This window comes from Polaromonas sp. (genome assembly GCF_030689685.1).
Classification (GTDB): Bacteria; Pseudomonadota; Gammaproteobacteria; order Burkholderiales; family Burkholderiaceae_C; genus Polaromonas.
The window spans coordinates 1-21,434 of record NZ_JAUYEY010000035.1 but is presented as its reverse complement, the minus strand read 5'-3'; the positions used below and the strand labels follow the sequence as shown (position 1 = coordinate 21,434).

General features: G+C 62.2%; 18 protein-coding genes and 3 tRNA genes. 15 read left to right on the top strand and 6 right to left on the bottom strand.

Annotated elements, in window-relative coordinates; genetic code table 11:
• Window positions 1-171: 171 nt before the first annotated feature.
• The 3 genes from Q8O29_RS09435 to hrcA form a co-directional block, all read right to left on the bottom strand.
• A tRNA-Arg gene (locus Q8O29_RS09435) sits at window positions 172-248 on the bottom strand.
• Between the two features lie 27 nt (window positions 249-275).
• Window positions 276-352: transfer RNA gene (locus Q8O29_RS09430), tRNA-Ile, on the bottom strand.
• 29 nt (window positions 353-381) lie between these two features.
• Complete coding sequence (gene hrcA, locus Q8O29_RS09425) at window positions 382-1,401, bottom strand: heat-inducible transcriptional repressor HrcA (RefSeq protein WP_305562130.1); 1,020 nt, start codon at window positions 1,399-1,401, stop codon at window positions 382-384.
• A gap of 48 nt (window positions 1,402-1,449) precedes the next feature.
• Between hrcA and Q8O29_RS09420 the strand changes: the two genes are divergently transcribed.
• From Q8O29_RS09420 to rapZ, 3 genes are read left to right on the top strand one after another with little or no spacing between them, the layout of a single operon-like run.
• Window positions 1,450-2,325, top strand: coding sequence for an NAD kinase (locus tag Q8O29_RS09420; protein ID WP_305562128.1), 876 nt, complete (start codon window positions 1,450-1,452; stop codon window positions 2,323-2,325).
• On the top strand, window positions 2,322-3,965 hold the full coding sequence (gene recN, locus Q8O29_RS09415) for a DNA repair protein RecN (RefSeq protein ID WP_305562126.1): 1,644 nt from the start codon (window positions 2,322-2,324) through the stop codon (window positions 3,963-3,965). Before Q8O29_RS09420 ends, recN begins: the two co-directional genes overlap by 4 nt.
• Window positions 3,962-4,885, top strand: a complete 924-nt coding sequence (gene rapZ, locus Q8O29_RS09410) for an RNase adapter RapZ (protein ID WP_305562124.1) — start codon at window positions 3,962-3,964, stop codon at window positions 4,883-4,885. The genes recN and rapZ overlap by 4 nt, the downstream gene beginning before the upstream one ends.
• A 75-nt stretch (window positions 4,886-4,960) precedes the next feature.
• Here rapZ and mutY read toward each other — a convergent pair whose 3' ends face one another.
• The 3 genes from mutY to mutM all read right to left on the bottom strand — a co-directional run bounded on the left by mutY (window position 4,961) and on the right by mutM (window position 8,975).
• Window positions 4,961-6,034 (bottom strand): A/G-specific adenine glycosylase, encoded by a 1,074-nt coding sequence (mutY, locus tag Q8O29_RS09405; protein ID WP_305562134.1) that lies wholly within the window; start codon window positions 6,032-6,034, stop codon window positions 4,961-4,963.
• An 80-nt stretch (window positions 6,035-6,114) separates the two neighbouring features.
• The gene (locus Q8O29_RS09400; protein WP_305562122.1) at window positions 6,115-8,085 is read right to left on the bottom strand and encodes a dynamin family protein; all 1,971 of its coding nucleotides are present in this window, start codon (window positions 8,083-8,085) and stop codon (window positions 6,115-6,117) included.
• Window positions 8,086-8,159: 74 nt separating this feature from the next.
• On the bottom strand, window positions 8,160-8,975 hold the full coding sequence (mutM, locus tag Q8O29_RS09395; RefSeq protein WP_305562120.1) for a bifunctional DNA-formamidopyrimidine glycosylase/DNA-(apurinic or apyrimidinic site) lyase: 816 nt from the start codon (window positions 8,973-8,975) through the stop codon (window positions 8,160-8,162).
• 61 nt (window positions 8,976-9,036) lie between these two features.
• Between mutM and Q8O29_RS09390 the strand changes: the two genes are divergently transcribed.
• From Q8O29_RS09390 to Q8O29_RS09335, 12 genes are all read left to right on the top strand, one after another.
• Window positions 9,037-10,824, top strand: a complete 1,788-nt coding sequence (locus Q8O29_RS09390) for a tetratricopeptide repeat protein (protein WP_305562118.1) — start codon at window positions 9,037-9,039, stop codon at window positions 10,822-10,824.
• Between the two features lie 24 nt (window positions 10,825-10,848).
• Window positions 10,849-11,358: an outer membrane lipoprotein LolB gene (locus Q8O29_RS09385; protein WP_305562116.1), complete on the top strand. Its 510-nt coding sequence runs from the start codon at window positions 10,849-10,851 to the stop codon at window positions 11,356-11,358.
• Window positions 11,359-11,366: 8 nt separating this feature from the next.
• Window positions 11,367-12,218 (top strand): 4-(cytidine 5'-diphospho)-2-C-methyl-D-erythritol kinase, encoded by an 852-nt coding sequence (ispE, locus tag Q8O29_RS09380; protein WP_305562132.1) that lies wholly within the window; start codon window positions 11,367-11,369, stop codon window positions 12,216-12,218.
• A 74-nt stretch (window positions 12,219-12,292) separates the two neighbouring features.
• Window positions 12,293-12,369: transfer RNA gene (locus Q8O29_RS09375), tRNA-Gln, on the top strand.
• Between the two features lie 246 nt (window positions 12,370-12,615).
• Window positions 12,616-13,590 (top strand): ribose-phosphate pyrophosphokinase, encoded by a 975-nt coding sequence (locus tag Q8O29_RS09370; RefSeq protein ID WP_305562115.1) that lies wholly within the window; start codon window positions 12,616-12,618, stop codon window positions 13,588-13,590.
• 177 nt (window positions 13,591-13,767) lie between these two features.
• Entirely contained in the window at window positions 13,768-14,463 is a 696-nt protein-coding gene (locus Q8O29_RS09365) for a 50S ribosomal protein L25/general stress protein Ctc (protein WP_305562113.1), read from the top strand.
• A gap of 139 nt (window positions 14,464-14,602) precedes the next feature.
• Window positions 14,603-15,229 (top strand): aminoacyl-tRNA hydrolase, encoded by a 627-nt coding sequence (gene pth / locus Q8O29_RS09360; RefSeq protein WP_305562111.1) that lies wholly within the window; start codon window positions 14,603-14,605, stop codon window positions 15,227-15,229.
• A gap of 71 nt (window positions 15,230-15,300) precedes the next feature.
• Window positions 15,301-16,458 carry a rod shape-determining protein RodA gene (gene rodA, locus Q8O29_RS09355; RefSeq protein ID WP_305562109.1) on the top strand — a complete coding sequence of 386 codons (1,158 nt, stop codon included), beginning with the start codon at window positions 15,301-15,303 and terminating at the stop codon, window positions 16,456-16,458.
• A gap of 109 nt (window positions 16,459-16,567) precedes the next feature.
• Window positions 16,568-17,446 carry an NAD(P)-dependent oxidoreductase gene (locus tag Q8O29_RS09350; RefSeq protein WP_305562107.1) on the top strand — a complete coding sequence of 293 codons (879 nt, stop codon included), beginning with the start codon at window positions 16,568-16,570 and terminating at the stop codon, window positions 17,444-17,446.
• 92 nt (window positions 17,447-17,538) lie between these two features.
• On the top strand, window positions 17,539-19,071 hold the full coding sequence (gene tldD / locus Q8O29_RS09345; protein WP_305562105.1) for a metalloprotease TldD: 1,533 nt from the start codon (window positions 17,539-17,541) through the stop codon (window positions 19,069-19,071).
• Window positions 19,072-19,081: 10 nt separating this feature from the next.
• Window positions 19,082-19,648, top strand: coding sequence for a hypothetical protein (locus tag Q8O29_RS09340; protein ID WP_305562103.1), 567 nt, complete (start codon window positions 19,082-19,084; stop codon window positions 19,646-19,648).
• A gap of 372 nt (window positions 19,649-20,020) precedes the next feature.
• Window positions 20,021-21,151 (top strand): 3-deoxy-7-phosphoheptulonate synthase, encoded by a 1,131-nt coding sequence (locus Q8O29_RS09335; protein ID WP_305562101.1) that lies wholly within the window; start codon window positions 20,021-20,023, stop codon window positions 21,149-21,151.
• Window positions 21,152-21,434: the final 283 nt, after the last annotated feature.

Sequence of the window (21,434 nt, the reverse complement as noted above, 5' to 3'; positions counted from 1 at the left end):
CTCGCAATTTATGCTCCACGCTTCCTTCCCACACTCGGTCGCCCTCATGCAGTTGCGCTTCACTTCGTTCGTTGTGATCAACTTACGGCGGGGCTTGCACCCGCGAGAGTGCGCCCATGCTGGGCGCACATGAAAAAGCCCTGGAACCTTGCGATTCCAGGGCTTGACGTCTGGTGCGGCTGGCAGGAATTGAACCCACGACCCCTTGGTTCGTAGCCAAGTACTCTATCCAACTGAGCTACAGCCGCTGAGCTTCGAATTATAGCGTATTTGGGTGGTAGGGCGTCACAGACTTGAACTGTGGACCAAAGGATTATGAGTCCTCTGCTCTAACCAACTGAGCTAACGCCCCACGTCGCCAGCGCAGATTGTAAGGTGTTGCTACTTGCTGTGGCTGAGCGCGCTGCTGACCATTTTGGCGGTGATGTCGACGATCTGGATCATTTTTTCGTAAGGCATGCGCATGGGACCGATGACGCCCAGGGTGCCAACGACTTTGCCGTCGACCTCGTAGGGCGCTGTCACCACCGACAGCTCGTGGTAGGGCACGACCTGGCTTTCGCCACCGATATAGATGCGCACGCCCTCGGCGCGGCTGGACACGTCAAGCAGGCGCATGAGCTGGGCTTTCTGCTCGAACAGGTCGAACAGCTTGCGCAGGTTGCCCATATCCCCCGAAAAGTCGCTGACGGCCAGCAGATTGCGCTCGCCCGAGATCACCACCTCGTCGCGCGACTCGATGGCTTCGGAGCTGACCTGTACCGCCGCCTGCATCAGGCTGGCGATCTCGCCGCGCAGAACTTCCACCTCACGCTGCAGCCGCTCACGGACTTCCTCGATAGCCATGCCGGCGTAATGCGAATTGAGGAAGTTGGACGCCTCGACGAGCTGGGTCTGGGTGTAGTCGGTCTCGGTGAAGATCACGCGATTCTGCACATCGCCGTCGGGCGAAACGATGATGACCAGAAAACGCTTTTCCGACAGGCGTAAAAATTCGATGTGGCGAAACACCGAGGTGCGGCGCGGCGCCATCACCACGCCAACAAACTGCGACAGGCTGGACAGGATGTTGGCGGCGTTGCTGAACACCTTTTGCGGCTGGTCGGGTGCCAGCCGGGGCGGCGCCAGCGCACCGGCGGCTGAAAACTGGTCGCGCTGCATGGTCAGCATGGTGTCGACAAACAGGCGGTAGCCGCGTGCCGTGGGAATGCGGCCGGCCGAGGTGTGCGGACTGACGATCAGCCCCAACTCCTCAAGATCACTCATGACATTGCGAATCGTCGCCGGCGACAAGTCCATGCCGGAAGCTTTGGACAGCGTGCGTGAGCCAACCGGCTGGCCGTCGGCAATATAGCGCTCTACCAGCGCTTTGAGCAGGTGTCGGGCACGTTCGTCAAGCATGAAGGCATTCTACGAAGCTTGTCGCAGATGTTGTGATGTAATTTGACGATGAAGTCGCAATTCCGTCACGTCGCCCTGATCGGGAAGTACCACGCCCAGGGTTCACGCTTCGCGCTGGAGGAAATTGCCAACTTCCTGCACACCCAGGGCTGCGAAGTCACGCTGGAAGAAGAGACGGCCAGCAATACCGGCCTGACACAATACCCGGTGCTTGATGTGGCGGGTGTGGGCAAACACTGTGACCTGGCGCTGGTGATAGGCGGCGACGGCACCATGCTGGGCATTGGCCGGCAACTGGCGCAGTTCGGCGTGCCACTGGTCGGTATCAACCAGGGCCGGCTGGGTTTCATCACCGACATCGCCTTCGAGGATTTCCAGACCGCGCTCGAACCCATGCTGCGCGGCGAGTTCGAGGAAGACCGGCGCTGGATGATGCAGGCCAAGGTGGTGCGCGACGGCCGCTGCGTGTTCGACGCCACCGCCATGAACGATGTGGTGGTCAACCGCGGGGCCACCGCCGGCATGGTGGAACTGCGCGTCGAGGTCGATGGTCGTTTTGTCGCCAACCAGCGCGCCGACGGCCTGATCATCGCCTCGCCGACCGGCTCCACCGCCTATGCGCTGTCGGCAGGTGGCCCGCTGATCCATCCTTCGATTCCCGGCTGGGTACTGGTGCCGATTGCGCCGCACACGCTGTCAAACCGGCCCATCGTGCTGTCCGATGCAGGTGAAATCACCGTTGAAATCGTCGCGGGACGGGACGCCAGCGCCAACTTCGATATGCAGTCGCTGGCCAGCCTGCTGCACGGCGACCGCATCACGGTGCGGCGTTCGGAGTTTCAGATGTGTTTTCTGCACCCCAAGGGCTGGAGCTATTTCGACACCCTTCGCAAAAAACTTCACTGGAACGAGGGAGTGGCATGAGCCTGAAGAACATTTCCCTGCGCGACTTTGTGATCGTCCGCGAACTGACGCTGGACCTGGACAGCGGCTTCACCGTTCTGACCGGCGAAACTGGCGCTGGCAAATCGATATTGATAGACGCACTGCAACTGGCCCTGGGTTCGCGCGCCGACGTCGGCGTGGTGCGCGAAGGCGCCCAGCGCTGCGAGATCAGCGCCACCTTTGAGGCACCCGCATCGCTGGTCGGCTGGCTCGAAGAAGCCGGCTTTGCCAATGACGACGAGTTGCTGCTGCGCCGCACCGTCGACGCCCAGGGCAAAAGCCGCGCCTGGATCAACGGCAGCCCGGCTACAGCCACGCAGTTGCGCGAGATCGCCGACTTGCTGGTGGATATCCACGGCCAGCATGCCTGGCAAAGCCTGACGCGGCCCGATGCGGTACGCGGCCTGCTCGACGCCTATGCCGGCCTGTCCAACCAGGCCCTGGTGTTGGCCTGGCAGGGGTGGCGCAGCGCGCACAAGGCGCTACTCGACGCGCGCGACGCGCAGGACAGCCTGCAGCGCGAGCGCGAACGGCTGGCCTGGCAGATCGGCGAACTCGACAAGCTGGCGCCTGAGGCCGAAGAATGGGACGAACTCAACACCCAGCACAGCCGCCTGTCCAACGTGCAGTCGCTGCGCGATGCGGTGCAGACTGCGGTCGATGCGCTGCAGGAGGCCGACGACAATGCCGCCGCCCTGCTGGGCCGCGCGCTCACCGCGCTACAGAATCAGGAGCACATTGAGCCCGAATTCAAAGGGTTGACCGAGGTTTTGGGCAGTGCGCTGGTGCAGGTCGAGGACGCCGTGCATTCGCTGCACGGTTACGCCCGCCATGCCGATCTGGAGCCACAGCGCCTGGCCGAACTTGACGAGCGCCTGGCGCTCTGGGTCAGCCTGGCGCGGCGCTATAAACGCACGCCGGCCGAGCTGCCAGAGCTGCTGGCCGCCTGGCGCGCAGAGCTGCAAAAACTCGACGCCGCAGCCGACCTGGCTGGCTTGGAAAAAGCCGAGCAGTTGGCCAAAACCGCTTACATGGAAGAAGCACGTGCCGTTTCCAAAGCCCGCACCAAGGCCGCTCCGCTGCTGGCCAAGGCGATTACCCAAGCCATGCAGGGCCTCGGCATGCAGGGCGGCAAGTTCGAGGTGGCCTTGGCCAAGCTCGAACAGCCGGCCCAGTACGGGCTGGAGCAGGCGGAGTTTCTGGTGGCGGGCCACAGCGGAAGCACCCCACGCGCTGTCGGCAAGGTCGCCTCGGGCGGCGAGCTCTCGCGCATCGCGCTGGCGATAGCCGTGACCACCAGCCAGCTCGGCCAGGCGCAAACCCTGATTTTTGATGAAGTCGATTCCGGCGTCGGCGGCGCAGTTGCTGAAACCGTGGGCCGCCTGATGAAGCAACTCGGCAAAGACCGCCAGGTCATGGCCGTCACCCACCTGCCCCAGGTCGCGGCCTGCGCCGACCAGCACTTGATGGTGGCCAAACGCACTGAGAAGGGCCAAACCGCCAGTACCGTCGAAGCAGTGCACGGCGAGCAGCGCGTCGCCGAAGTCGCGCGCATGCTGGGCGGTGAAAAACTCTCGGGCACCACGCTGGCCCACGCCAAGGAAATGTTGGGCCAATGAACACCGCCGCCAATACCTCCCCCCTGCTCGACATGGTGCTGATCACCGGCATGTCGGGCTCGGGCAAGTCGGTGGCGCTGCACGCGCTCGAAGACGCCGGGTACTACTGCGTGGACAACCTGCCGCCAGAATTGCTGCTGTCGTTTGTGGCGCTTGAAAAGCAGCATGGCGCGAGCAAGGTGGCCATCGCGATGGATGTGCGTAGCGCCGTCTCGCTGCCGCTGGTGCCGCAGCAGCTCCGGCAGATGCGCGAACAGGGTGTGGCCGTGCAGTCGGTGTTTCTCGACGCCAGCACCGACACGCTGGTACGGCGTTTTTCAGAAACACGGCGCCTGCACCCGCTGTCACGCCGCGATGCCTCGGACCAGCAGCGTGCGCTGGTCGATGCCATCAACGAAGAACGCGAACTGCTTGGCGAGTTACGTGAACATGCGCATGTTATCGACACCAGCATGATCCGCTCGTCGCAGTTACAGGGTTATGTGAAAGCGCTGATCTCGTCGCCGGCAGCCCAGCTAACCCTGGTGTTCGAATCCTTTGCCTTCAAGCGCGGCGTGCCGGTCGATGCCGACTATGTGTTCGACGTGCGCATGCTGCCCAATCCGCACTACGAAGCCGGCCTGCGTCATCTGACCGGCAAGGACAGTGAGGTCGTGAACTACCTGCAAACGCATGCCGAGGTCGACGACATGTTCCGCCACATCGAGCAGTTCATTGGCCACTGGCTGCAGGCGCTGGTGCGCGACCACCGCAGCTATGTGACGGTGGCCATCGGCTGCACTGGCGGCCAGCATCGCTCGGTCTATCTGGTCGAGCGGCTGGCAAAGGCTTTCAGTGCGAACTGGGTCACCCTCAAGCGCCACCGTGAGCTCGATGCGGTGCCGCCCTCAAGCGCTGGGGTGGCATCGCACAAACCCTGAATTGCTCCTGATTTGATAGCTGCTCGAGCCCGCTGTATATGGGCTAGAGGCCAATTTTTCTTACAAAACTGGCAACTATCCGCCCAGCAGCTTGCGAATCGGTGCCGGCAGGCCGAGCACGATCCAGTCGTCGCGTCCGAACCAGGCGCCGTCCTCCGGAAGTTGCAGCGCCCTGGCCGGACGCGCCGACAGAACCAGCCGCATCGGCGACAAACGCAAATCCTTGTGTGTCAGCACATGCACAAAGGGTGGCACCGCCTGTAGGCGGTCCTGTAGCGACGCTGGCAAGGCGGCGAGTAACTCGTCCTCGCCAGCGAACACCGGAAAACAATACAGCCCACCCCAGATGCCGGTGACGGGCCGGCGCTCGAGCCAGACCGCGCCGTCGCTACGTTCGGCCCACAGCAGGCTCAGCGACAGGGCACTGCGCTTGAGCTTGCGGGTCTTGATCGGAAAGCGCTCGGGCGCGCCGCTGGCCAGTCCCAGGCACAGGGTCTGCACGGGGCACAGCAGGCAGGACGGCTGGCGGCTGGTGCAGATGGTGGCCCCCAGATCCATGATGCCCTGGGTGTAACGCGGCATGTCCTCCCGCAGATTGCGGCGCGGCAGCAGTTCGGTGGCCATGCCCAGCAGGGTGCGCTCCTGGGCGTTTGAAGCCAGGTCGCCGGAAAACGCGGTCAGCCGTGTCAGCACCCGTTTGACGTTGCCGTCGAGGATGGCCACACGTTCGGAAAAACAGAAGGAGGCAATCGCTGCGGCCGTTGAAGGGCCGATGCCCGACAGGGTTTGCAGCCGCTCCGCCGTCTGCGGAAACTGCCCGCCGTGCAGCCGCACCACGTCCTGCGCACAGCGGTGCAGGTTGCGGGCCCGACTGTAATAACCGAGACCGCTCCACAGGCCCAGCACCTCGTCCGGCTTTGCCAGGGCCAGGTCAACCACTGTGGGAAAGCGCTGCAGAAAGCGCGTGTAGTAGTCCAGCACCGTGGCCACCTGGGTTTGCTGCAGCATGATCTCGGACAACCAGACGCGGTAGGGATCACGCGTGTTCTGCCAGGGCAGGCTGTGACGGCCATGGCTTTTTTGCCAGCGCACGAGCTGGGCTGAAAAAGCAGGCACCAACGCAGCGGTCACGCCGGCCGGATCAGGCATGTCGGCAAATGATGTTTTCTCGGGAGGAAGCGAGGACACGCCAAGGCGGCGCGTGCGGGTCAGCGCCATCGCGCGTTCATTCAGGCGGCTTGAGTCAAGGGCGCAGCTTCGGTGTCCGGCACAGGGTCCTGCCTGCTGACCGGCGCGCTGGTCAGTTGTGTCGTCAATTCATCGAGCTTGCCGTCCAGCTCGTTAATCTCGCACTCGTGGCGATCAATTTCGTCGATGCGCTCATCAAGACCGGTGGCCGCTTGCTGAATGCGCTCTATCGCCTCGATGCGGCGGCCGAAATTTTTACGTCGCTCTTTCAACTGGGCATCAAGCTGCGAGGCCGCCGACTTGTTCCAGAGTTCGACCTCGCCCAACGCGGTTTCGTAGACCACCCGCAACCGCGTCGCCAGCGCACGCACCAGGCGTTCGGAAAATTCCGGCTGCGCCAGCTTGAGGATGTTGGCAACGCCCAGGTACTGCAAATGGCTGCGTTCGATCTGCTCCAGATCGGCCAGGAAGCGGGACATCTCGGGCTCTTTTGGAGCTTGCAGCGAAAACCCGAACTCGGCATTGAGCTGCTTGAACGAGCCCGCCAGCATGCTCTGGATCTCGGCACTGGTGCGCTGAGCGTTTTTTAAACTCTCGTGCAGCCGCCCAAAGGTCTGCCCATAGGCCTTTTTGACGCCCAGCTTGATGCCAGGCTGCTTGAGCACTACGGTGAGTTGCGCCAGCTCGGATTTCAGCGTGGGCGTGCCCAGCAGAGTAAACACTTCCCGCAGCAGCTTCAGGTGAATCGAGCGCACCGCCTGAATCTTGGCGCCGCTGGTATTGAACTCGACCTGCTCTTGCTCGATGCGCGAACGCATGTGTTTGATGACCGATGTATTTTTACCGCGCAAGCCACGCAACTCCATCATCTGCTCGGCCAGGTCGCGCCGGCGAATATGAATGACGCGGCCGGCCTCGGCGCGAAGCTCGGTGATGCCACCGATGACGGCGGAACGCAGAATTTTCTGCCGCTGCCCCATCACCCCTTGCGCCAACGCCAGCTCCAGCCCCGGCAGGCAGCTCGCCTGCAGCAGCTTGTCGTCGGCAGTGACTTTGGCGACCAATCCTTTTTGGGCGGAGACGGGAATCACCTGAGACACCGGCAAACCGAGGATTTCGGCCGAGGTAGCCCGCTGCCGGTCTATCTGTGCCTGAATCTGCGCGGGTGTGCTCAGTGCATCCCACAAGGTGTCGATTTTGTTGAGCACCACCAGGCGGGTGTCGTTGTCGTCGCCATCGGTGACCAGGTGTTCGCGCCAGATCGCCAGATCGGACTTGGTGACACCGGCGTCGGCTGCGAGGATAAACACCACCGCATGCGCCTGCGGAATCAGGCTGACCGTCAGTTCCGGCTCCGCGCCTATCGCATTGAGACCAGGGGTGTCGAGAATGACCAGCCCCTGCTTGAGCAGCGGGTGGGCGATGTTGATCAACGCGTGGCGCCACCTGGGCACCTCGACCATACCTTGCGCATTGACGCGCGGATTGTCCTCGGGAGCGTCGTCATGCCAGAAACCCAGCGCGCGCGCTTCATCACGGGTCACGTGGCGAATCTCGGCAACTTTCTCGAGAGCCTGTGCAAGCTGCACGGGGTCGTTCACATCGAGGTCCACGCGCGTCCATTTTTCGGGAACCGCGCGCCACTCCATCAGCGCCTGGGGCTTGAGCCGGGTTTCGATAGGCAGCAGCCGCAGGCAGGGCGGAACGTCCAGGTCGTAGCCCAGTTCAGTCGGGCACATGGTGGTGCGGCCGGCACTGGCCGGCATGATGCGCCGACCATAACCGGCAAAAAAGATCGCATTGATCAGCTCGGACTTGCCGCGCGAAAACTCGGCGACAAAAGCCACCATGACCTTGTCGGATCGGACCTGCGTTTCCAGCCGGAGCAGGCGCTCCTCCACAGCGGCATTGATCAGGTCATGCTCTTTCAGCCATTCGGACAACAGCTTGAGCCGCAACGCAAATTCGCGCCGCCATGCGCCATGCTGGTCAAATTGTTCGTTAAAAGACATGATGGGCAGTAGACATAGGTCAATCAATATAGCATCGCTCACCCGAATCGGCCATCAGCGACTCTGTGCGGTTTTCAGGGTTTCTGACAGTTGACACAGAAAAAAGTAGAGCGCTGACCCTGCCGCATGCTGCGTATGGGCGCCGCGCAGACTTTGCACGGCAGGCCTGCGCGGTCGTAAACCCTGGCTTCAAGCTGAAAATAACCGCTGTCGCCTTGCGCGTTTGAAAAATCCCTCAAAGTGCTGCCGCCTTTGGCCACGGCTTGCGCCAGCACCTCCCGAATCGCCGCATGCAGCCGGGCGGCGCGTGGCTTGCTGAGCCGCGCGGCCCGCACCGTGGGCCGTATCCCCGCCATGAACAAGGCTTCAGAGGCATAGATATTGCCCACCCCCACGACGATTTCGCCGCCCAGCAACACCTGCTTGATCGCCGTCTGCCGCAATTGCAGGGCCGCGTGGAAAGCCAGCGCGTCGAAGTCCTCGCCCAGCGGCTCCACCCCCAGCCGCCCGAGCAGCTTGCGCGCCCCCGCATCGTCCTCGGAAGAGGCATAGACGACGGCGCCGAAACGGCGCGGGTCATGCAGGCGCAGGCTGCCAGCGGTGGTTCCCATCTCGAAGTGATCATGTTTGCCCGGCGGGGGCAGGTCCACGGCAAAACCCAGGCTGCCGGACATGCCCAGGTGAATCAGCAACAGGCCACCACTGGTGTCGAGCAGCAAGTATTTGCCGCGTCGGCGTACCTGCAGCACGGTGTGCCCAACCAGTTGCGAGGGATCACAGCCCAGTGGCCAGCGCAGCGGCTTGCCCATCTGCAGGCTGATGATTTTTGCGCCGGCGATACGGTTGACAAAGCTCAGGCGGGTCACTTCAACTTCGGGCAGTTCAGGCATGGGCTTACAACAATCATTGACATGCCCGGCAGGGGGGCGGAGCTTGAATTATCATGGTTCGATGAAACAACTGATCTGCGCCTTGACCGCGCTTTCTGCGCTCTGCCTGGCCCTGCCGGCAGCGTTGGCCCAACCCGCCCAGACGGCGCCGCCGGCACTGCCGGAAGCCGCCCGACCGCAGGCACCCGCCACGGTACAGGCGCCGCCAGCACCATCCAGTCTGGACGGCGAGTTGTTCTATCAGTTGTTGATCGGTGAAATCAACACCCGCGCTGGCGAACCGGCTGCGGGTTTTGCGCTGATCCTGGACGCCGCACGCAAAACCAAAGACGCCCAGCTCTACCAGCGCGCCGCCGACATTGCCCTGCAATCGCGCTCCGGCGATGCCGCGTTGCAGGCGGCGCAGGCCTGGCGCCAGGCGCTGCCGGCTTCGCGCGAGGCCAACCGTTACGTGCTGCAAATTTTGATCGCGCTGAACCGCATCACCGAAACTGTGGAACCCCTGCGTACCGAACTGAAGCTGACTCCCCTGATTGAGCAGTCGCAGGTCATTGCCACGCTACCGCGGCTGTATGCCAGGGCGGCTGATAAAAAACTGGCCGCAGGCGTCCTTGAGCAAGCGCTGGCCGACCCCTTGGCTGCACCAGCCACCAGCGCTGCCGCCTGGACCGCCGTCGGCCGCATGCGGCTGGCTGCCGGTGAGCTGATGGGCGCTCTGACCGCCGGCGAACGCGCACAGATCGCCGAAGCGACCGCCGAAGGGCCCGCCTTGCTGGCGCTGGAATTGATGGACCCCAAGCTCCCGCGCGCTGAAACCCTGGTCAAAAAATACCTCGAGGGCAATGCCAAAGCCTTGCCAGAAATCCGCATGGCCTACGCGCGCAACCTGCTTGATGCACAACGGTATGCCGAGGCCAGCGCGCAGTTGCAGGTGGTCACCCGTGAAAAACCCGACTACCCGGAAGGCTGGCTGGTGCTGGGGTCTCTGCAGTTGCAGGACAACCAGCTTGCAGCGTCGCAAACTTCGCTGCTGCGCTACGTTGAGCTGGCCCAGCAGGGCGAGCAAAACGAGCAGGCCACGCGCGGCCTGTCCCAGGCCTACCTGTCGCTGGCCCAGTTGGCCGAAAAACGCAAGGATTTTGCCGGTGCCGAAAGTTGGCTCGGCAAAATTTCCAACTCGCAGGCGTTGGTGCAGGCGCAGAGCCGCCGCGCCTCAATGCTGGCCAAGCAGGGCAAGCTGGCTGAAGCCCGCCAGTTGATCCGGGCTTTGCCCGAACGCAAGCCCGAGGATGCCCGCATCAAACTGATGGCAGAAATCACCCTGCTTCGCGACCAGAAGGAATACAAAAGCGCGTACGACTTGCTGGCGCAGGCAGTCACGCAATTTCCGAACGAGCCCGAGCTGCTTTACGATCAGGCCATGATGGCCGAAAAGCTCGGCTCCCTGGCGGAAATGGAACGACTGCTGCGCCAATTGGTCCAGCTCAAACCCGACCACCACCACGCCTACAACGCGTTGGGCTACTCGCTGGCTGATCGCAATGTGCGCCTACTCGAGGCCAAGCAGCTGATCCAAAAGGCACTGGAATTTGCGCCCGCCGACCCCTTCATCCAGGACAGCCTGGGCTGGGTCGAATTCCGCCTGGGCAACAAGGCTGAAGCCGTCAAGATTTTTGAAGCTGCTTACAAGGCCAAGCCCGATGCTGAGATCGCCGCGCATTATGGTGAGGTCATGTGGAGTCTGGGCCAGCGCGACAAGGCCATCGCCGTCTGGAAAGAGGGCATGCTGCTCAACCCCGAGAACGAAACCCTGCTCGAAACGCTGAAACGGCTTCGGGTGAAGCTGTAGCCCTCGTCAACCGGAGCTTCCGATTTGCCCACTTTGCCGCGCCTGCGCCAGGCCTTTGCTTCCTGCCTGCTATTTGCTACTTTTTTTATAGCAGGTTGCGCCCACCAGTCGGGGCCTGAAGGCCAAAATGATGCCCAAAGTACGGTCTGGTCAGGGCGTATCAGCCTGCAGGTGCAGAGCGACCCTGTACAGGCCTTTTTTGCCGGTTTTGAGCTGCGCGGCAACCCTGCACAAGGTGAGCTGGTGCTGAACAGCCCGCTGGGCACCAGCCTGGCCGTTCTGCGCTGGTCGCCCGGAGAAGCCGTGCTCGACTCTGGCGGCCAGGTCCAGCGTTTTGACTCGGTCGATGCACTGATCGAAAAAGCCACCGGCGCGGCGCTTCCCCTGCCGGCCCTCTTTGACTGGCTGGCCGGCAAAAACACCGCACTGGCCGGCTGGAGCGCCGACCTGTCGCAGCAGGCCGAGGGCCGCATTTCGGCCAGCCGGACCATGCCCCAACCGCGCACCGATCTGCGCATCGTGCTGGCGCGATGAGCTCCGCTTTGAAGGCGATCTACGACGTCGCGGCGCCGGCCAAGCTCAACCTGTTTCTGCACATCAACGGCCAGCGCGCCGACGGCTACCACCTGCTGCAATCGGTGTTCATGCTGATCGACTGGTGCGATACCCTGCATTTCGAGTTGCGCAGCGACGACCGGATCACGCGCAGCGATCTGGGCACGCCGGACCAGGCCCTGCCGGCCGAGGACCTGGTGATGCGCGCGGCGCGTGCGCTGCAAAACGCCAGCGGCATCGCACTGGGTGCTGACATCTGGCTGGACAAACGGATTCCTTCGCAGGCCGGCATGGGCGGGGGTTCGTCGGACGCGGCCAGTTGCCTCTTGGCCCTGCAGCGCCTGTGGGGGGTGACACTGCCGCCTGGCAAGCTCCAGGAGATCGCCCTGAGCCTCGGTGCGGATGTGCCTTTTTTCCTGGCCGGCGGCCATGCCTGGGTCGAAGGCATCGGCGAACAAATCACGCCGCTGACCTTGCCCGCCGCGCGTTTTGTGGTCGTGAAACCACCGGCCGGGCTGCCGACCGACGCGATTTTCAAGGCGCCTCAGCTCAAACGCGATACAGAAACTGCTACAATCCAAGGCTTTGCTGCAAACTGTGAAGGCCGTATTTACGGATTCGGCCACAACGACTTGCAGCCAGTCGCGCAGACCCTGTGTCCGCAGGTTGGACAGTCCCTTGACTGGCTGTCCATGCAAGGCCTTCCAGGGCGCATGACTGGCTCGGGAAGTGCAGTTTTTGCGCATTTGCCGCACGAAGTGAAATTGGCGGTCGCCCCTGGCGGCTGGCAGGTCCGAAAGTGCAGCAACCTGGAGGCGCATCCTCTGGCCGGTTGGTAAAATAACGGCCATGGAATGTGTGTCTATGAACAACGGTTAAAGGGTCGGCTGCAGATTCTGCAGTTGACCTGTGTAGGGGTGTCGCCAAGTTGGTTAAGGCACCGGATTTTGATTCCGGCATTCGCAGGTTCGACTCCTTCCACCCCTGCCAAAATTTTCGGGTCCCCTAGGGGGCCCGTGTTTTTAGACCCGACGAAAAAGGGTCCGTGCTCGCTGACTGTAGAGTGTCTTCGGTCTGACGGCTTCGGTCACGCTCTTCATAGGGTGGCTCGCAACCCAGATCCTGCGGATAAGCCGCCGTGACATGGAATGGGCACAGAGCGTTCGTGTTTTGATGCTTTTATTGCCGACCTGATTTCAGCCACGATTTCCCACCTAGACATCCGCTGGGCCCCACATGCAAACGCACCACCCCGACTTCATGCTTTTCACCGGCAATGCCAATCCGGGCATGGCCTCTGAAATTGCCCAGCATCTGGGCATTTCGCTGGGTGCGGCTCATGTTGGCCGCTTTTCGGACGGCGAAGTCACCGTCGAGATTCAGCAGAACGTGCGTGCACGCGATGTGTTTGTGGTGCAGTCCACCTGCGCGCCAACCAACGAAAACCTGATGGAGTTGCTGATCATGGTGGACGCGCTCAAGCGCGCTTCCGCAGAACGCATTTCCGCGGTCATCCCCTACTTCGGCTACGCCCGCCAGGACCGCCGTCCGCGTTCGGCCCGCGTGCCCATCACGGCCAAGGTGGTGGCCAACATGCTGCAGGCCGTCGGTGTCTCGCGCGTGCTGACCATGGACCTGCATGCCGACCAGATCCAGGGTTTTTTCGACATCCCGGTGGACAACATCTACGCCTCACCGGTACTGCTGGGCGACCTGCGTCAGAAAAACTACAACGACCTGATGGTAGTCTCGCCCGACGTCGGCGGCGTGGTGCGCGCACGCGCGCTGGCCAAGCAGCTCGGCTGCGACATGGCCATCATCGACAAGCGTCGGCCCAAGGCCAATGTGTCGGAAGTGATGCATGTGATCGGCGACATCGACGGGCGCAACTGCGTGATCATGGACGACATGATCGACACCGCCGGCACGCTGGTCAAAGCCGCCGAGGTGCTCAAAGAGCGCGGCGCCAAAAAGGTTTACGCCTATTGCACGCACCCGATTTTTTCGGGTCCGGCGATTGAACGCATTGCACAGGGCGACGCGCTCGACGAGGTGGTGATCACCAACACCATTCCGCTGAGCCAGAGCGCGCAGGACTGCAAGAAAATTCGCCAACTCTCCGTGGCCCCGCTGATTGCCGAAACCATCCAGCGTATCGCCAGGGGAGAGTCGGTCATGAGTTTGTTTTCGGACCAGGACAACCTGTTCTGATCCGGGACAAAAAGCCGGCTGCCGCAGCACAATGCTGCAGCAGCTTTTTTACGGAAGGTTTCAGAGATCCGATGATTGGGATGCAGGGCAACGCCGCCATGCGCCCAGGAACTGGATTTATGAAATTTTCCAATGTCGGGGTGCGCTGGTCGCGGCACACCTCTTTTGGAGAATAGTATGAAATTCGTCGCTTTTGAGCGCGCCAAGCAGGGTACGGGTGCGAGCCGCCGTCTCCGCATCACCGGCCGCACGCCCGGTATCGTTTATGGTGGTACCGGTGAGCCGTCGCTGATCGAACTCGATCACAACGCCCTGTTCCACGCCATCAAGAAAGAAGCTTTCCACGCTTCCGTCCTGGAGATGGAAATGGGCGGAAAAACCGAAAAGGTTTTGCTGCGCGATCTGCAGATGCATCCGTTCAAGCAACTGATCCTGCACATTGACTTCCAGCGTGTGGACGCCCGGACCCGGCTGGCCATGAAAGTGCCGCTGCACTACAGCGGTGAAGAAGAGTCTCCTGCGGTCAAGACGGAAAACTGCCTGGTCAACCATGTGATGACCGAGCTGAGCATTTCCTGCCTGCCCAAAGACTTGCCTGAATTCATCGCCGTCGATCTGAGCGGCCTGAAAAAAGGCAGCCCGCTGCACCTGAAGGACATCACGCTGCCAAAAGGCGTGAAATTCGTGGCCAAGGGCCAGGAAAACCCGGTGCTGGTGTCTGTGTCTTCGGTCTCGGAAGAAGCCGAAGCCGATGCTGCTGCAGCCGCTGCTGCTGCCGCGCCGGTCGATCCGAAAGCAGCCAAAGCCGCTGCCGCCAAGGACGCCAAAACCGGCGCCAAGGCTGATGCTGCCAAGCCTGTTGCCAAGAAGTAACTCAAGGCACCCGGCGGCCTGAAAAGGCCAGCGGCCCCTGTCCTCTGCGGAGGCCGGGGGCCGTTTTCTTTGGGGACGGCGCTCTGCTGCACTGATAATCCCGTGGCGGGCTCAACCGCTCCCCCTTCCGACCTCACGCATGATCAAACTTTTTGTTGGCCTGGGCAATCCGGGCGCTGAATACGAAGCCACCCGCCACAACGCCGGATTCTGGTGGACCGACGCGCTCGCGCGCGAGTTGAAGGTGTCGCCTGCGTTGGACAAAAACTACCATGGCCGCGTGGCCCGTACCTCCCTTGCCGGGCAAGCCGTCTGGCTGCTGGAGCCGCTGACGTTCATGAATGTGTCCGGAAAATCGGTGGCCTCGCTGGCGCGTTTTTTCAAGATCGCCCCCGAAGAAATCCTGGTAGCCCATGACGAACTAGACATCGTCCCCGGCCAAGCCAAACTCAAGTTCGGCGGCAGCCACGCCGGCCACAACGGCCTGCGCGACATCCACGCGCAACTGGGCACCGGCGACTACTGGCGCCTGCGCATCGGTGTCGGTCATCCGGGCGTGAAGTCCGAGGTCATCGACTGGGTACTGAAGAAGCCCTCGCAGGAACACCGCGTGGCGATTGAGGACAGCATCGCCCGTTCGCTCAAGGCGGTACCGGCGCTGTTGGCCGGCGAGATGGAAAAGGCCACCATGCTGATTCACACCAACGCCCCGCCGCGGCCGAAACCGCCGCGCAAGCCTGAGCCAGAGAACTCTGAAAACGATTAAACCTGCGGCGCGGCCGCTTAACTAGGAGCCTGGCAGCTCCCGCAGCACCAGCCTGGCCGATAATCTCTTCCATGCCCGCCGTTTTCGACAAACCTTCTGTTTTCCAGCGCGCAGCCCCGATGTTCCAGGGCTTTGACGGCCTGCTGGCGTTTGCTGTTTTTCTGCTCGCTGGCGCCGGGCTGTTGATCATGTATTCATCCGGATTCGACCACGGCAGCCGCTTTGTCGACCATGGCCGCAACATGCTGATTGCCGGCGTCATCATGTTTGTTGTGGCGCAGGTTCCGCCGCAGCGCCTGATGGCGTTTGCGGTGCCCCTGTATATCGCTGGCGTGGCCTTGCTGGTGGCGGTGGCGATTTTCGGCATCACCAAGAAAGGCGCCACACGGTGGCTCAATGTGGGCATCACCGTGATCCAGCCCAGCGAAATTCTGAAAATCGCCATGCCACTGATGCTGGCCTGGTGGTTTCAGAAACGCGAAGGCCAGTTGCGCCCACTCGACTTCATCGTGGCGGGCTTGCTGCTGCTGGTGCCTGTCGGCCTGATCATGAAACAGCCCGATCTGGGCACCTCGCTGCTGGTGCTGGCCGCCGGCCTGGCGGTGATCTTTTTTGCAGGCCTGAGCTGGAAATTGATTTTGCCCCCCGTGCTGCTGGGCCTGGTCGGCATCTTGCTGCTGGTCTGGTTCGAGCCGGAATTGTGCGCAAAAGGCATGCGCTGGCCGATATTGCATGACTACCAGCAGCAACGCATTTGTACCCTGCTGGACCCGACACGCGATCCGCTGGGCAAGGGCTTTCACATCATTCAGGGCATGATTGCCATCGGCTCCGGCGGGCTGCTGGGCAAAGGCTTCATGCAGGGCACCCAAACCCACCTCGAGTTCATCCCCGAGCGCACCACCGACTTCATCTTTGCAGCCTATTCCGAAGAGTTCGGGCTGCTCGGCAACCTGGCCTTGATCGCCGCCTTTATCTTCCTGATCTTCCGCGGGCTGGTCATTGCACTGGAGGCGTCTACGCTGTTTTCGCGCCTGCTTGCCGGGGCCGTGACCATGATCTTTTTCACCTATGCCTTCGTCAACATGGGCATGGTCAGCGGCATCCTGCCAGTGGTCGGCGTGCCCCTGCCCTTCATCAGCTACGGCGGCACAGCCATGGTCACCCTCGGGCTGGCAGTCGGCATATTGATGTCGATTTCAAAAGCCAAGAGGCTGGTGCAGTCATGAGCCTCCTGGCGAGGGGCCCCGCAAAGCGGGGATCGACAAGGCGAAGGACTGCGAAGACGCCGAAACCTCCAGGCTTGAGTGCTGGAGATGCAACTGAGGCGTCGTCGTGATGCCTGCAGAAAAAAAGGTCGCCATCATCGGTGTTGGCAACATGGGCGGCGCCATGGCAGCCAACTTGCTGACGCAAGATTGGAGCGTTCAGGTCTGCGACATTGACCCCTCCAAAGTCACCGTTCTTAAGAAAAAAGGGGCTGTAGCCCTTGCCAGTCCTGCACAAGCAGCTATCGATTCCGTAGCATTCATCGTCTGTGTGGTGGACGCCGCGCAGACGGCCGAGGTGCTGTTCGGCGACCACGGACTGGCCCGCATGCTGCAGCCTGGGCATACCGTGCTGCTGTGCCCGACGATCGCGCCGCAGGAGGTCGAGACTTTTGCCAACCGGCTGGCCGCCATCGGGGTGTTCACTGTAGATGCGCCGATGTCCGGCGGTCCGGTGCGGGCGCGCGACGGCTCCATGAGCCTGATGGTGGCCTGCGCGCCATCGGTGTATGAGGCGCAGGCGGCACTGCTGCAGTCCCTGTCAGCCAAGGTGTTCCGGATCAGCCACCGGCCCGGTGATGGCGCCCGCACCAAGCTGGTCAACAATTTGCTGGCAGGCATCAACCTGGTCGGTGCCGCCGAGGTGCTGGCGCTGGCTGAACGACTGGGGCTGGACGCCAGCCGCACGCTGGATGTGATTGAACAATCGAGCGGCCAAAGTTGGATTGGCTCGGACCGCCTGCGCCGCGCGATTGCCGGCGACTACGCACCGCGTGCGCATGTGACCCTGCTTGAAAAAGACACGCGGCTGGCGCTGGAGGCTGCGAAAGCCGTCGGCTTTGAGGGGCCGCTGGGCGCGCGTGCCAGCCAGGTGTTTGCCGAGGCGCACCAGGCCGGGCTGGCCGAGCTCGACGACGCGGCAATTTTCAAGTACCTGGCAAACCGTTAGTCCAGGATACGCCTGGATTGCCAGGCGCGCAGCGCTTCGCTCGGAGAAAGCCCTGCGGCGCAGAGGTGGGTCAGACTGCCTACAATGACCGCATGACCTCACTCAAATCATCGCCGTCTTCCGCCCATCGGCCGGCCTCCGCATCCAGCGCCCGGCCCAGCGCCGACGCGACCTCGCAGCGGCTGGAGATCGCGCACAAGCTGTTGCTGGCGCCGTTCGGACTGACCGAGGCGCACCTGTCGCGGGCATTGGGTGAAATCACGTCCTGGGGTGTGGACGACGCCGATTTGTATTTCCAGTACACGCGCAGCGAAGGCTGGAGCCTGGAAGAAGGCATCGTCAAGACCGGTTCCTTCAGCATCGACCAGGGTGTGGGCGTGCGTGCAGTCAGCGGCGAGAAGACCGCGTTTGCGTACTCCGACGACATCTCCGAAGCCTCCCTGCTCGACGCCGCGCGCACCGTGCGCACAATTTCGGCCGCCACCCGCGCCGGCCGCGTCAAGGTGCCGGCGCGCAAGGTCGCGCCTGGCCGCGCGCTGTACCAGGACATGGACCCGATCACAACGCTGAACAGCACAGCCAAAGTCAAGCTGCTCGAAAAAGTCGAGAAACTCGCCAAAGTCAAGGACCCGCGCATTGTGCAAGTGATGGCTGGCCTGGCGAGTGAATACGACGTGGTGATGGTGGCGCGCGCCGACGGCACGTTGGCAGCCGACGTGCGGCCGCTGGTGCGCCTGTCGGTCACCGTGATTGCCGAAAAAACCGTCGGCGGCGTGAGCCGCCGCGAGATGGGCTCAGGCGGCGGCGGCGGGCGTTTCGGCCTGGCCTATTTCGACGAAGTGCAGATCAACGAATACGTCAACGACGCGGTGACTGCGGCGCTGTCCAACCTCGAAGCGCGGCCAGCGCCCGCGGGCGAGATGACTGTGGTGCTAGGCCCTGGCTGGCCCGGCATCCTCTTGCACGAGGCCATCGGCCACGGCCTGGAAGGCGACTTCAACCGCAAGGGCTCCAGCGCCTTTGCAGGGCGCATCGGTGAACGCGTGGCGGCCAAGGGCGTGACCGTGCTCGATGACGGCACGATTGCCGACCGCCGCGGCTCGCTCAACGTCGATGACGAGGGCCACGCCAGCCAGCGCAATGTGCTGATCGAGGACGGCATCTTGAAGGGCTACATTCAGGACTCGCTCAATGCGCGCCTGTCCGGCGTCAAGCCCACCGGCAATGGCCGCCGTGAAAGTTATGCGCATGTGCCGATGCCGCGCATGACCAACACCTACATGCTGGGCGGCGACAAGGCGCCCGAAGAAATTGTCGCCAGCATCAAGAAGGGCCTGTACGCCACCAATTTCGGCGGTGGCCAGGTCGACATCACCTCGGGCAAGTTTGTGTTCTCCGCGAGCGAGGCCTTCTGGGTCGAAAACGGTAAAATCCTGTACCCGGTCAAGGGCGCCACCATTGTTGGCAACGGCCCCGACGCGCTGACCCGCGTAACGATGATCGCCAACGATATGCAGCTCGACAGTGGTGTTGGCACCTGCGGCAAGGAAGGTCAGAGCGTACCGGTGGGCGTGGGCCAGCCGACACTGCGCATCGACGGGCTGACGGTGGGCGGCACCGCCTGAGGCCAGGCGCATGAGCCCTGCGCCGAACTCTCGGCTGGCGATTGATCCGTCAACCCAGCTCCCCAGCATCCAGAGTTTCGGCGAGCTCAACCACTTCCTGCGCTCGGCGATGGCCGACGAGGAGTCCTTGCAACTGGCTGACGGCATGGGTGGCCTGTCGGTCAGCATCGAAGCGGTGCTGTCCCGGCTCAAACCCCCTGGCGGGCCGGCCGAAGCAGCCACGCAGTTGATCGATCTGATGACCACTTTGCGTGAACACCGCGCACTGGTGATTGGCCTGAGTCCGGCCTGGCGCGGCCTCTACGAATACGCGTCTTACCTGGCCGCGCTGAACAATTTCCGGGTGTTGATCGGCCAGTGGCTGCTGCCGCCCGGCCACGGCGACGCCGTGCCGGTACAGGACATCGGCCTGGAGGACTTTGAGCTGATCGCCTGGCGCACTTTGGGCGAGGGCATGCTGTTGATCGACATGCATGAGCAACTGCGCGGACAGATGCCCGTCGAATCCGAGTCGGGCACGCTGGATGCGACGCAGCTGGAGCGAGCCAGGAGCTGGTGGGGACGGTTGAGAAAATAGAGCCCCCACGCTTGTCGCTTCGCGTACTGCGCTGCCCCCCGAGGGGGCGCTGCGCCTGCGGGCCGGCGAAGCCGGACCTGCGGCCCCTGCTTGAAAGGAGATGCCTTCATGGTCGCTTGCTGGCTTGTTCGTGCGCTTGCTTTCGGCCTGGTTGCGCCTTGTGCTACATTCCAGCCATGACCTCAGCGAAATTTTATTTTTCTTACTTTTGGTTCTCAAGCGCCTCCGGCGGTAGAGAGATCCTCGCGTAAGCAAAAAAGTACGCAACAGATTCTTGAACACCGCCGGACCCCGGCGGTTTTTTTTTGCCCGTTGTTATTGCCTCTTGTTATTTGCCGATTGCTAGTTGGACGTTTTAAAAGGAAACCAGCCATGAATGCCAAAACCACTCAAGCCAGCGATGCCTGGTATGCGAGCCCCGTCGATAAAACCAGCCAGACCGACGACGAACGCATCAAGGACATCACTGTGTTGCCACCTCCCGAGCATTTGATCCGCTTCTTTCCGATCAGTGGCACACCCGTTGAATCGCTGATCACGCAAACCCGCCAGGCCATCCACAACATCATGGCCGGCAAAGACGACCGCCTGCTGCTGGTGATTGGCCCGTGCTCCATCCACGACCCGATGGCGGCGCTGGAGTACGCACGCCGCCTGGCCGAGCAGCGCAAAAAATACGCCGGCACGCTGGAGATCGTGATGCGTGTGTATTTTGAAAAACCGCGCACCACCGTCGGCTGGAAGGGCCTGATCAACGACCCTTACCTCGACGAGACCTTCCGCATCGACGAGGGCCTGCGCATCGCGCGCCAACTGCTGATCGACATCAACCGCCTGGGCCTGCCAGCGGGCAGTGAGTTTCTGGACGTGATTTCGCCGCAGTACATCGGTGATCTGATCGCCTGGGGCGCGATTGGCGCGCGCACCACCGAAAGCCAGGTGCACCGCGAGCTGGCGTCCGGCCTGTCGGCGCCGATTGGCTTCAAGAACGGCACCGACGGCAACATCCGCATCGCTACCGACGCGATCCAGGCAGCAGCGCGTGGCCACCACTTTTTATCGGTTCACAAAAACGGCCAGGTCGCGATTGTGCAAACCACAGGCAACACAGACTGTCATGTGATTTTGCGCGGCGGCAAGGCGCCCAACTACGACGCGGCCAGCGTCGCTGCGGCCTGCAAGGAGCTCGAAGCCTCGAAACTGCCGGCCAGGCTGATGGTCGATTGCAGCCACGCCAACAGCGCCAAGCAGCATGAAAAGCAGCTCGAAGTGGCGCGCGAGATCGGCACGCAGGTGGCCGGTGGTTCGCACCAGGTGTTTGGCCTGATGGCGGAAAGCCACCTCCAACCCGGCGCGCAGAAATTCACCCCCGGCAAAGACAAGGCCAAAAACCTGGAATACGGAAAAAGCATCACAGACGCCTGCCTGAGCTGGGACGACTCATTGAGTCTGCTGGATGTGCTGTCCGAAGCGGTCAAAGCCAGACGCGCCCGCTCTTATTGAGCGTTTCAAAACTCATGACAGTCGGAGCGCTCAATCCCTCACCCCACCCCTCTCCCAAAGGGCAAGGGTGAGAGCCGTTCAAATCACTGCCGTGTATTTGAAAAAGATCAATCAGCCCAAGCGCTTGGCCCGTCTCACCTATTTATTCCATTTCTACTTCATAAATGAAGTAATCAAGGAGCTCACAATCCAATCCCAAGAGACAATGGTGCGCACAGTTTCAGGGTTTTGCTCCAAAGTTCTGAGTCCCAGTGCAAGCTGCTCCTCCAGCGCGTCAAGGCTG

Excerpts from the sequence above, each read along its gene's own strand:
- hrcA (WP_305562130.1), bottom strand. The coding sequence starts at position 1,401 with ATGCTTGACGAACGTGCCCGACACCTGCTCAAAGCGCTGGTAGAGCGC.
- rodA (WP_305562109.1), top strand. The coding sequence starts at position 15,301 with ATGCCCGCCGTTTTCGACAAACCTTCTGTTTTCCAGCGCGCAGCCCCG.
- tldD (WP_305562105.1), top strand. The coding sequence starts at position 17,539 with ATGACCTCACTCAAATCATCGCCGTCTTCCGCCCATCGGCCGGCCTCC.
- Q8O29_RS09350 (WP_305562107.1), top strand. The coding sequence starts at position 16,568 with ATGCCTGCAGAAAAAAAGGTCGCCATCATCGGTGTTGGCAACATGGGC.
- Q8O29_RS09365 (WP_305562113.1), top strand. The coding sequence starts at position 13,768 with ATGAAATTCGTCGCTTTTGAGCGCGCCAAGCAGGGTACGGGTGCGAGC.
- Q8O29_RS09370 (WP_305562115.1), top strand. The coding sequence starts at position 12,616 with ATGCAAACGCACCACCCCGACTTCATGCTTTTCACCGGCAATGCCAAT.
- mutY (WP_305562134.1), bottom strand. The coding sequence starts at position 6,034 with ATGCCTGATCCGGCCGGCGTGACCGCTGCGTTGGTGCCTGCTTTTTCA.
- recN (WP_305562126.1), top strand. The coding sequence starts at position 2,322 with ATGAGCCTGAAGAACATTTCCCTGCGCGACTTTGTGATCGTCCGCGAA.
- Q8O29_RS09340 (WP_305562103.1), top strand. The coding sequence starts at position 19,082 with ATGAGCCCTGCGCCGAACTCTCGGCTGGCGATTGATCCGTCAACCCAG.
- rapZ (WP_305562124.1), top strand. The coding sequence starts at position 3,962 with ATGAACACCGCCGCCAATACCTCCCCCCTGCTCGACATGGTGCTGATC.
- mutM (WP_305562120.1), bottom strand. The coding sequence starts at position 8,975 with ATGCCTGAACTGCCCGAAGTTGAAGTGACCCGCCTGAGCTTTGTCAAC.
- Q8O29_RS09390 (WP_305562118.1), top strand. The coding sequence starts at position 9,037 with ATGAAACAACTGATCTGCGCCTTGACCGCGCTTTCTGCGCTCTGCCTG.
- Q8O29_RS09420 (WP_305562128.1), top strand. The coding sequence starts at position 1,450 with ATGAAGTCGCAATTCCGTCACGTCGCCCTGATCGGGAAGTACCACGCC.
- Q8O29_RS09400 (WP_305562122.1), bottom strand. The coding sequence starts at position 8,085 with ATGTCTTTTAACGAACAATTTGACCAGCATGGCGCATGGCGGCGCGAA.
- pth (WP_305562111.1), top strand. The coding sequence starts at position 14,603 with ATGATCAAACTTTTTGTTGGCCTGGGCAATCCGGGCGCTGAATACGAA.
- Q8O29_RS09335 (WP_305562101.1), top strand. The coding sequence starts at position 20,021 with ATGAATGCCAAAACCACTCAAGCCAGCGATGCCTGGTATGCGAGCCCC.